Source organism: Acidobacteriota bacterium (assembly GCA_040752915.1).
In the GTDB taxonomy this organism is placed as follows: domain Bacteria; phylum Acidobacteriota; class UBA4820; order UBA4820; family DSQY01; genus JBFLVU01.
Genome location: JBFMHB010000012.1, coordinates 43,174 through 52,523, shown reverse-complemented (window position 1 = coordinate 52,523; position 9,350 = coordinate 43,174). Strand labels below are relative to the sequence as shown.

Genomic DNA, 9,350 nt, shown 5'->3' with positions numbered 1-9,350 from the left:
CGGTGGCGGGCGGCGCCCCTCCCGCGGTGGAAACGGGACGGCGGTCTCAGGCGAGGACGAACCCGAGGTCCAGCCAACGCGGAGCTTCACCGGACCAGGGCCCGGGAGCCCTCGAGCCGAAGGCGGGCGGGCGCCGAGGGCGATGGACTGACTCCAGGCGTCGCCCGTGGGGCGGAAAGGGAACGGCCCTCCCCGTTGAGGAGAAAGCGGGGCCCCCCTCGGGAAGTGCGGCCCTTCCCCGAAGGCCGTGCCGTTTCCATCGAGAATCAGCCTTGTGGAGATAGAATGCCGGCGGAGGTGCCCCATGGCCAGGGTGGTCCGATTCGGCGTGTCCATGGAGGAGGAACTCATCCGGCGCTTCGACGGCCTGGCCCGGGAAAGGGGCTACGCGACCCGCTCGGAGGCGCTTCGCGACCTCGTCCGCCGGGACCTGGTTCGGGAAGAATGGGCGGACCCCGGCGCGGAGGTGGCCGCCACCGTGAGCCTGGTGTACGAGCACCACGAGCACCACCTGGCCGACGCGCTCACGGACCTCCAGCACCACCACCACGGAGAAGTGGTCAGCGCCACCCACGTCCATCTGGACGCCCACAACTGCCTGGAGGTCGTCATCCTCCGCGGCCCCAGCGCCGTCATCCGGCGCCTCGCCGACGCCCTTCTGAGCACGCGCGGCGTCAAGCATGGCGGGGTCGTAGCCACGACGACAGGAAAGAATGTCACATGACACATACCGCAAGTAGGAAGATCGCCCGGGCCGAAGCCCGACTCCGGGGCTTCTTCCCCACCGCCTACGGCGCGAATTCCACCACCGGCCGGTGGGGCAGGAGCCCTTTCTCGAAGGCCTCGTCCAGGAAGAGCCGCACGGCGCGCCGGCCGGCCTCTCCGTAGTCCAGGGTCCACTCGTTGACGTACATGCCCACGAAGGTGTCCGCGTCTTTTCGGGAGAGCCCGCGGCCGAAGGTCATGGCGTAGTCCAGGGCCTCCTCCCGGTGGCTGAGCGAGTAGGCGATGCTCGCCTTCAAGAGGCGGCTCACCTGGGCCACCCGCTCGGGGCCCAAGTCTTTCCGGATGACGTTTCCGCCCAGGGGCAGCGGAAGACCCGTCCGCCCCTTCCACCAGACGCCCAGATCGACCACCAGGTGAACTCCCTCGCGGAAATAGGTCAATTGACCTTCATGGATGATCAGGCCCGCCGGGACCTCCCCGGACCGGACGGCCGGGAGGATGGCGTCGAAGCCCATGAAGACGGGCTCCACGTCCGGCTCCACCAGCCTCAGGGCGAGGAAAGCCGAAGTCATCCGCCCTGGCACCGCCACCTTGAGGCCGCGCAGAGAGCGGACGTCCCGGGGTTCTTTGGAGACCACCATGGGGCCGTACCCGTCCCCGAAGGACGCCCCGTGGGGCAGGAGCAGGTATCGGTCCGAAAGGAATGCGTAGGCGTGAAAGGAAACGGCCGTCACTTCGAGCTCGGCCCGCAGGGCCCTCTCGTTCAGGCTCTGGATGTCCTGCAATTCGTGGATGAAAACCAGGCCCTCCGTATCCAGGAGCCCCTTGGCGAGGGCGTAGAACATGAAGGCGTCGTCGGAATCGGGGCTGTGGGCGAGACGAATGACGGGACCGGCCATGGGGCCTCCTGCTCGAAGGGCCGAGGATACCAGCGGGAGCGGCGGTAGGCAAGGCGCGGCGGCACCTCCGCCCTGGGGGCCGCGGACCGCTTCGGGACGGCCGCTGCGCCGCGCCGCCCGAATCGCCATTTCCGTCGCGGACCTCACGACGCCAGGGGTCAAGCGTCCAAGGCGCGCCGGACTTCGGACAGGAGCCTCTCGATGGAGAACGGCTTCTCGATGAAGCGGACCCCGTCCTCGATGACCCCCTCCCGGGCCACGGCGTCCGCGGTATAACCGGACATGTACACGACTCGCAGGCCCGGGCGGGTGGCCCCGAGGCGCCCGGCCAGTTCCCTCCCGTTCAAGCCGGGCATGATCACGTCGGTGAGGAGGAGGTGAATCGTTCCGGCGTAGTTCTCCGCCACGGCCAGCGCCTCCCCGGGGGACCGGGCGGCCAGAACCGTGTACCCATGGGCGGAGAGGATTCTCCGGGTCAGCTCCAGAATGGCCGTCTCGTCCTCGACGACGAGGACGGTCTCCACGCCGACGGGCCCCATCTGCTCCTCGGGCTCGATGGCGCGGTCCACCGCTCCCTTCCAGCGGGGGAGGTAGATCCGAAACGTGGCGCCCCGTCCCGGGGCGCTGTCCACCAAGATGTGCCCACCGTTCTGCTTGACGATTCCGTAGACCGTGGCGAGGCCAAGCCCGGTCCCCAGGTGCTCCTTGGTGGAGAAGAAGGGCTCGAAGATGCGTCCCGCGGTCTCCTCGTCCATCCCCCGACCCGAGTCGCTGAAGGTGAGCAGGACATACTCCCCGGGCTCGGCGAACGGGTATTGGGCCCGGAAGGCCTCGTCCAGACAAACGTTGTGCGTCTCCAGGGAGACCCTGCCCACTCCATCGATGGCGTCCCGCGCGTTGGCGGCCAGGTTCGCGAGGATCTGGTCCACCTGCACGGGATCGATGCGGACCGGCCAGAGGTCCTGCCCGGGCAGGAAGGTGAACTCCACGTCCTCCCCCATGAGGCGGGAGAGCATGGTGACCATCTCGCGAAGGGACTCGTTGAGGTCCAGGACCCGGGGCATGGCTTGCTGCTTGCGGGCAAATCCCAGGAGCTGACGGGTGAGGGCGGCGGAGCGGCGCGCCGCCTTTTGGATCTCCTCGATGTCCCGCCGGAGGGGCTCGTCGGGGCCCAGCTTCCGTAAGGCCAGCTCGGCGTAGATGGTGATGATGTTGAGCATGTTGTTGAAATCGTGGGCCACGCCTCCCGCCAGCCGGCCGATGGCCTCGATCTTTTGGGACTGGAGGAGCTGGGCCTGGAGGGCCTCCTTTTCTGCCTCCGCCTTTCTCAGGTCGCTGATGTCCAGGTTGACGATGACCGCCGCCTCCACGCGACCCGCCTCGTCGAACACCGGAGCGGTGGAGTTCAGGATGGTCCGCTTCTTTCCGTCGAAGGCGTCGATCTCGAGCATCTCCCCCAGGACCGTCACGCCCTCCCGAACGGTACGCGCCAGGGCCCACTCCTCGGGCTTGACCTCCTCGCCCGAAGGCAGCCTTCGCGCCTTGAAGATTCCGTAGTCCTCCCGGCCCACCAGCGGCTCGCCCCCCCATATGCGGCGTCCCGCCGGATTGCTCCTCACGAGGCGCCCCTCGGCGTCCGCGATCCAGAGCCCCACGGGAAGGGTGTCGAAGATCCGGTCCAGGAGGTTCTCCCAACGCTTCAGGGCCTCCTCGGCGCCCTTCCGCTCGCTGATGTCCCGCACCACGGCCAGGATCCGGCCCCGGCCTCCGATCTGTGAGCTGCGAAGGGAGACTTCCACCCAGAAAGTTTCCCCGTTCTTCTTCTTGGCCAGCCATTCGAAGGTCTGAGGGCCCTCCGTAAGGGTCTTTCGGATGTGCTCCTGAGCGGCGGCCTCGGTGTACGGCGCCACGTTCGCGCTGAGGTCTCCGATGGTGCCCGCCAGGACCTCATCCTTGGAGTCGTACCCGTACATGCGGAGCATGGGCTCGTTCACATCCACCATGCGGCCCGTTTCGGCCTCGTCGATGAAGATGGCTTCGTTGGTGGAGTTGAAGATCTCCCGGTAGTTCTCCTCGCTCGCGCGCAGGGCCTCCTCGGCCCGCTTTCGACCCGTGATGTCCGTCAGGGCCCCGACGACGGCCACGGTCCTGCCTTCCTCCACCACCGGCGCCTCGTGGACCTCCACCCAGATGAGGCGTCCGTCCTTCGTTCGAAGCTCCAACGGGTAGGGGGGCTGGGCCCGGCCCGTTTCGATGGCCCGGAGGGTGGCCTCGTATCCGGCGCGGTTCAGGGGGTGGTCCGTGACGAACTCGGTCCAGCGGACCCTGGCCTCCTCCGGCTCGCAGCCCAGGAAGTGGCGGGATTGCGGGCTCACGTAGGTGAGGACCTGATCCGGGGTGTGGCGGTAGAAGAGGTTGGTGCTATGCTCCACGATCTCCCGGAAGCGGGCTTCGCTCTCGGCGAGCGCCGCAAGCGTGCGCTTTCGCTCCAGGCGCTGGCTGAGCAGGGCCCCCAGAGCGGCCGTGGCGGCCGGGTAAATCAGGAGCACCGGAAGGCCGATGGCGGGGAGGGTCCGTCGCAACTCCTCCCTGGGAAGGAACACCGTGCACAGGAGCATCACGCCGTGGACCGCGACGCCGAGAAGGTACAGCTCCCACAAGGAGATCGACGAGAGGTCCCGCTTGCGGAGGTGGCGCCACGCGATGCCGATGGCGCAGGAACTGACGATGACGGCCAGCCCCATGGCCGTTCCGCCCCCGCCCAGGTCAAGCCGGTAGGCCGCGGCCAGGAGGCCGGCGATGATCGTGGGGGTGGCCCCGAAGAAGAGCCCCGAGACCGCCAGCAGGATGGAGCGGGTGTCGAAGACCAAACCCGGCGTGAGCTCGATGCTCGCCGCCATGACGGCCACCGTGACCAGCCCCACCGCCATGCCCGTAAAAACCTGATCCCACGTGGGTTTCTGTCGTCTGGGCCGCAGAGTCAAGAGGTCGTAGAGGAGGATGAGCGCCAGGAGGAGCGCCGCGTTCTGAGCGAGTGCGAGCCACATGCCCGTCTCCCAAGGCAGGACCGCCGCCGTCCTGCGCCATCCGGGTGAATATCGCAAGATTTTATCACTGAAGAGGAAATCCGGCCGACCCCTCTCTCACCCTAGGAGGCCGGGCCTCCGGCTGATAGAATGCCCCCATGGACTTCCGGTTGATCCTCCGCCGCCTCGCCCTGCCCCTGAGCCTTCTCGCCGTGGTATACGCCGCGGGCGTGGCGGGCTACATGATCCTCCAGGGGTGGGACTTCCCGGACGCCTCCTACATGACGATCATCACCGTGGCTACGGTGGGCTACGGGGAGACGCGCCCCCTCGACCCGCTGGGCCGGTGGTTCACCACGGCCCTCATCCTTGGCGGGATGGGGACCATGCTCTACGCCGTTTCCTCCGTGACCGCCTTTTTCGTGGAGGGGGAACTCCGCACGCTCCTGAGGAGGGGAAAGATGGACAAGGCCATCTCCCGGCTTTCGGACCACCACATCATCTGCGGCGCCGGGCGCGTGGGTTCGGTCATCCTCGCCGAGCTCCTGCGGACGGGCCAGAAGGCCGTGGTCGTGGACCGCGACATGCACCTGCTGGAGGAGGAGTTCCAGGGCAACCCGGGCCTCCTGACCGTGGAGGGCGACGCCACCCATGACTCGGTCCTGGAGCGCGCGGGCATTCAGCGCGCCAGGGGGCTCCTCGCGGCCCTGTCGGAGGACAAGGACAACCTCTTCGTGGTCCTCTCCGCGCGCTCCATGAACCCCGGCCTGAGGATCATCGCCCGGGCGGACGAGGAGAGCACGAGGGACAAGCTTCTCAAGGCCGGGGCCGACGCGGTGGTCTTTCCCCACACCATCGGCGGCCTGAGGATGGCCTCGGAGATGCTTCGGCCCAACGTCGTCACCTTCCTGGATCAGATGCTGCGGTGGGGCGACGGGTCCCTGAGGGTGGAAGAGGCGGAGGTCCAGGAACGGTCCTCCCTCGTCGACCAGACCCTTTCTGAAGCCGACCTGTCCACCCGGACCGGGGCCCTGGTGGTGGCCCTCCGGAGCCGGGGCGGGGAATTCCTCTTCAATCCGCCTCGGGAGAGGAGGCTTGCGCCGGGGGACGTGCTCGTCGTACTGGCCGACCAGGCCCAGCGACGGGCCCTGCTGAAGCTCGCCGGAGGCGATTGAGGGCCGGGAGTCGCGGAGGCGACAGGGGAGAAAGGAAGGCGGCGGGGCCGTGGCCCCGCCGCATCAGCCGTCGAAGCGCCGTGCCCGGTCAACGGCCGGTCAGGACGATGTCCCCGCTGAAGGTCTGGATGTCCACGCGGGCGGCGCCCGATCCCGTGGTGAAACGCAGGCGCTTCCCGACGGGCCCGTCCTCTTCGAGATCCCTCCCGGTCCCGAAGGCGCTGGAGATGTCGCCGCTGAAGGTCTCCAGGGAGAATCGGGCCGCCAGGTCCCTGGGGAGCGAGGCTTCGACGCGCCCGCTCACGGTCGAGATCTCAAGTGACCCTTCCCGAAAGAGGACGCCTTCGAAGGTGAGGGCGCCCGAGACGTTTTCCATCTGAACGTCCTGGGCCGAATTCGAACGTACCGTGACCTCCCCGCTCACCGACTTGGCGCGGACCTTCCTCGAGTCCGTCTCCACGACGACCGGTCCGCTCACCGAGTGGGCGTCCACTTCGGGCGCCGGACCGGTCGCCGAGACCGCGCCGCTGACGCTCTGCAGCGAAAGGCCGCCCGAGAGGCCCGATACGGAAATGCCGGCGCTTACGGTCTCCACCTCCAGGCGGCTGGACTCCGGGACCCGGATCTCCAGGTCCGATCCCTCCACCCGGCGGGCGTTCTCGGGCAGGATCACCCGAATGGTGGTCCGGTCCCCAGAAACCTCGAACTCCAGCCGCTCGGAACCCTTGCCGAGGGTGCCCGAGACGGCCACCTCGGGCTGGCTCCACCCTTTGACCGTGACCGACCCGCTCACGTTGGAAACGGTCACGAGCCCGTCGGGCGCGGCGGGTCGCTTTTCGTCGATCTTCTGTTGGGCCGCGAGAGAGAGGGTCAGCATCGCGGCGGCGGCGGCGGCTAACGTCTTCCAGGCCTTCTTCCACATGGCGGTCTCCTTTTTCAGGCGTGGGCGGGCAGACTCGCGGCCCGCCGGAGCAGACGGATCTCTTCGCGGTAGGTCGCCTCGATGAGCGCGGCCAGGCTGCGGTTCCCGGGGTCCTTCTCGAGGGCGGCCTTCATGGAGTTCAGCGCGGTGTCCATGGCGGCGAGGTTTTCCTCGATCACGCGCAGGGTCTCGGGCGAAAGGGAGGCCCGACGATCGTCCAGAGCGGCGAGAAGGGCCGCGCGAGCCCGGAGGTAGTCCGGCTCCGAGGCGGACAGGAAAGCCAGTTCGGGATGAGACCTCCCCATCCCCCCTTGCGGGTAAGGAGGGTATCTCGTCACCCAGAGTGTGACGGCGCTGGTCAGGACCACGAGGGCCGCGGCCGCCCCGGCCAGCCATCCGAGAGAGAGCGATCCGGCCCGGCGCGGGCTCTCGCGCCGAGGGCTCCGGATTTCCGCCTCGATTCCGGGCCACAGGTCCCGGGAAGGCTCCAAGGCGATGGGCAGGTATCCGGCACGCCGGAGGAGGGATCGAATTTCGTCCTCCGATCGGGCGCAAGGGACGCACGTCCCGAGGTGGGCCTCGACCTCGCGGGCTTGGATCTCGGGAAGGCACCCGTCCACGTAGTCGTCCAGCAGAGCTTCCACACGCCGGCAGTCCATCATCTCAGCGCCTCCCTCAGCAGCTTCCGGGCACGGTGGAGCTGGGCCTTGGAGGTCCCCGGTGCCAGGCCGGCCAATTCGGCGATCTCCTCGTGGCTGAAGCCGTGCACATCGTGGAGGACGAAGACCCTCCGGGCCCCTTCCGGGAGGGCCGCCACCGCCCGCTCCAGGTCCACGTCGGAGGAGGCTGCCCGAGGCGGAGCCGATCCGGGGCCCCGCCCGGGGTCGGTCACCAGGCTCATCGTCCTCGGCCGCCGGACCTTGGCCCGCGCCTCGTCCAACACGACCCGCACGGCCACGCGGTGGAGCCAGGAGGCAAAGGCGCACTCGCCCCGGAAGGAGGGAAGCCCCTCCCACGCCTTGACGAAGGCCTCCTGGGTGAGATCCTCCGCCGCGGACCGGTCTCCCGTCAGGCGCGCGCAGAGGGCGAGGATGCGACCCGCGTGGGCCCGATACAGGCGCTCGAAGGCCGCCTGGTCCCCTCCCTTGGCCGCCGCGACGTCGAAGGTGTCCCGGTTCGCCAGCGCCTGCTCCAACCTTCGCCTCCCGACGCATTTCCCGGGGGGGACCGCGTCCACTCTTCACCCGTTAAGACGCCGGAAAGGGCGAAAAGGTTTGAAGGAATGAAGGGACCCGCCTCGCGAAGCGGGAGCCGTTCACGACACGCGGTGCGCCGGTGCTGGTCCGCGGCCGTCTTTGTGTGGTTCAATCGCCGGAGGCTCGGGCGGCGGCGCGCGCCCCGGGAAGGGGACCCATGAAACCACTCCTCAGGCAAACGGCCATCCTCCTGCTGCTTTCGGCGGCGCGTGCGGCCCTGGCGGCCGATCCGAAGGACCGTCTCCAGGAGGTCCTCGAGACGTTCCTCGCCGAGAACCCCCAGGCTCCCGGGGTCGCCGCCACGGTCCTGTGCCCATCCCGGAACCTGGACTGGTCGGGAGCCGCCGGAAAGGAAGCCCGGGGCGAGTCGCAGGCCCTCACACCCCGGCACACCTTCCGGATCGCGAGCAACACCAAGACCTACGTGGCGGCCTCGGTCCTCCGCCTGTGCGAGATGAGGCGCCTGAGCCTCGACGATCGGTTGGGGGCCAATCTGACTGCGGCACAAAGGGACCTCTTGAAGAGCGACGGGTACGACGTGGACGCCATCACCCTGGCCCAGGTGCTGAGCCACACGGCCGGTTTCGGGGACCACACCAAGGACCCCCGCTTTGAACAGCGCATCCTCGCCGACCCGCACTACGCCTGGACTCCGGAGGAACAGATCCGCCTGCTCGTGGAGTGGCAGGACCCCGTCGGGAAACCTGGGGAGAAGTACGCGTACAGCGACAGCGGGTACGTCCTTCTGGGCTCCCTCATCGAACGGTGGACGGGCCGGAGCCTTGGATCCGCCGTGCGGGACCTCCTCCGCTACGACCGGCTGGGCCTGAGGTCCACCTACTGGGAATACATGGAGCCCCCTCCCCCGGAGGCGGGCCCCCGGGCCCATCAATACCTGGGCCCGACGGACGTCACGGCCTTCCGGGCCTCCTTCGACCTCTTCGGAGGGGGAGGTATCGTCACGGATGCGCAGGAACTGACCTCCTTCATGCGGCGGCTCCTGACCGGAGGCGTTCTGGATCGCCCTCAGACCCTGGAGGACATGACCGGCCGGGGGACTCTGCCCTACCGCCTCGGGTTGATGGTCATCGAGTTGGACGGGTGGATCGCCTACGGCCACCAGGGGTTTTGGAACACCTTCGCCTTTCACGTTCCGTCCCTGGATTTGACCGTGGGGGGCACGATCCTCGACCACGACGCCGCCAACGGGCGCGTGCTGGCGCGGCGCCTGGTGGCCGCCGTGGCGGCCTCGGGTCCCGGCCCCGGGCCCAGCCGCCCGCCGGCGCTCCGCCCGGAGGACCCGAGGACCCCATCCCCCGCCCCATGAAACCCCACGCCAAGGCGCT

General features: G+C 68.6%; 8 protein-coding genes. 3 read left to right on the top strand and 5 right to left on the bottom strand.

Going from position 1 to position 9,350, the window contains the following annotated elements; genetic code table 11:
• Positions 1–304: 304 nt before the first annotated feature.
• Positions 305–724, top strand: a complete 420-nt coding sequence (gene nikR / locus AB1824_04060) for a nickel-responsive transcriptional regulator NikR (protein ID MEW5764129.1) — start codon at positions 305–307, stop codon at positions 722–724.
• Positions 725–788: 64 nt separating this feature from the next.
• On the opposite strand, the gene AB1824_04055 is transcribed toward nikR, so the two are convergent.
• The gene (locus AB1824_04055) at positions 789–1,625 is read right to left on the bottom strand and encodes an MqnA/MqnD/SBP family protein (GenBank protein MEW5764128.1); all 837 of its coding nucleotides are present in this window, start codon (positions 1,623–1,625) and stop codon (positions 789–791) included.
• Between the two features lie 158 nt (positions 1,626–1,783).
• Positions 1,784–4,672, bottom strand: coding sequence for a PAS domain S-box protein (locus AB1824_04050; GenBank protein ID MEW5764127.1), 2,889 nt, complete (start codon positions 4,670–4,672; stop codon positions 1,784–1,786).
• Between the two features lie 137 nt (positions 4,673–4,809).
• Here AB1824_04050 and AB1824_04045 point away from each other — a divergent pair, with 137 nt between their 5' ends.
• Positions 4,810–5,826: a potassium channel protein gene (locus AB1824_04045; GenBank protein ID MEW5764126.1), complete on the top strand. Its 1,017-nt coding sequence runs from the start codon at positions 4,810–4,812 to the stop codon at positions 5,824–5,826.
• 88 nt (positions 5,827–5,914) lie between these two features.
• On the opposite strand, the gene AB1824_04040 is transcribed toward AB1824_04045, so the two are convergent.
• Genes AB1824_04040 through AB1824_04030 form a run of 3 tightly spaced genes read right to left on the bottom strand, consistent with a single transcriptional unit; the run spans position 5,915 to position 7,943 of the window.
• The gene (locus AB1824_04040) at positions 5,915–6,748 is read right to left on the bottom strand and encodes a DUF4097 family beta strand repeat-containing protein (GenBank protein ID MEW5764125.1); all 834 of its coding nucleotides are present in this window, start codon (positions 6,746–6,748) and stop codon (positions 5,915–5,917) included.
• A 14-nt stretch (positions 6,749–6,762) separates the two neighbouring features.
• Complete coding sequence (locus AB1824_04035) at positions 6,763–7,410, bottom strand: zf-HC2 domain-containing protein (protein ID MEW5764124.1); 648 nt, start codon at positions 7,408–7,410, stop codon at positions 6,763–6,765.
• Positions 7,407–7,943 (bottom strand): RNA polymerase sigma factor, encoded by a 537-nt coding sequence (locus tag AB1824_04030; protein MEW5764123.1) that lies wholly within the window; start codon positions 7,941–7,943, stop codon positions 7,407–7,409. The genes AB1824_04035 and AB1824_04030 overlap by 4 nt, the downstream gene beginning before the upstream one ends.
• A gap of 218 nt (positions 7,944–8,161) precedes the next feature.
• Between AB1824_04030 and AB1824_04025 the strand changes: the two genes are divergently transcribed.
• Entirely contained in the window at positions 8,162–9,331 is a 1,170-nt protein-coding gene (locus AB1824_04025) for a serine hydrolase domain-containing protein (GenBank protein MEW5764122.1), read from the top strand.
• Positions 9,332–9,350 lie beyond the last annotated feature (19 nt).

What these genes read in the sequence shown, in the direction of transcription:
- nikR (MEW5764129.1), top strand. Translation starts at nt 305, where the DNA reads ATGGCCAGGGTGGTCCGATTCGGCGTGTCCATGGAGGAGGAACTCATC.
- AB1824_04055 (MEW5764128.1), bottom strand. Translation starts at nt 1,625, where the DNA reads ATGGCCGGTCCCGTCATTCGTCTCGCCCACAGCCCCGATTCCGACGAC.
- AB1824_04050 (MEW5764127.1), bottom strand. Translation starts at nt 4,672, where the DNA reads ATGTGGCTCGCACTCGCTCAGAACGCGGCGCTCCTCCTGGCGCTCATC.
- AB1824_04045 (MEW5764126.1), top strand. Translation starts at nt 4,810, where the DNA reads ATGGACTTCCGGTTGATCCTCCGCCGCCTCGCCCTGCCCCTGAGCCTT.
- AB1824_04040 (MEW5764125.1), bottom strand. Translation starts at nt 6,748, where the DNA reads ATGTGGAAGAAGGCCTGGAAGACGTTAGCCGCCGCCGCCGCCGCGATG.
- AB1824_04035 (MEW5764124.1), bottom strand. Translation starts at nt 7,410, where the DNA reads ATGATGGACTGCCGGCGTGTGGAAGCTCTGCTGGACGACTACGTGGAC.
- AB1824_04025 (MEW5764122.1), top strand. Translation starts at nt 8,162, where the DNA reads ATGAAACCACTCCTCAGGCAAACGGCCATCCTCCTGCTGCTTTCGGCG.